Consider the following 426-nt stretch of genomic DNA (forward strand, 5'->3'; position numbering starts at 1 on the left):
GGTCGCCAATCTTCAATTCCTTGTACTTCTCGACGAGCTTCTGGGTGAATTCGTCCGCGATCGACTCCTGCACGATAAACCGCTTGGCGGCGATACAAGACTGACCGCTGTTGATCATTCTGGCCGCAACCGCCGTTTTCACCGCTGCCTCTAAGTCAGCACTCTCCAGCACGATAAACGGATCGCTGCCGCCCAATTCCAATACGGTTTTTTTAATTTGCTTTCCGGCTGCGCTGGCAAGACTGGCTCCGGCTGCTTCGCTTCCAGTCAGAGTTGCCGCCCTGACGCGATCGTCGTTAATCACCTGCGAAATTTGGTCTGCGCCGATCAGCAAAGTTTGAAATGCGCCCTGCGGGAATCTAGCTTCGAGCAGAATGGATTCGATCGCCAGAGCCGACTGCGGCACATTCGAGGCATGTTTGAGCA

General features: G+C 54.7%; 1 protein-coding gene. It reads right to left on the reverse strand.

Features of this window, described 5'->3' with window-relative positions; translation table 11 throughout:
* The coding region (locus tag D7Y13_RS43455) for an aldehyde dehydrogenase family protein (protein WP_120631139.1) at window positions 1-426 on the reverse strand (426 nt) is incomplete at both ends.

This window comes from Corallococcus praedator, from assembly GCF_003612125.1.
Lineage (GTDB): Bacteria > Myxococcota > Myxococcia > Myxococcales > Myxococcaceae > Corallococcus > Corallococcus praedator.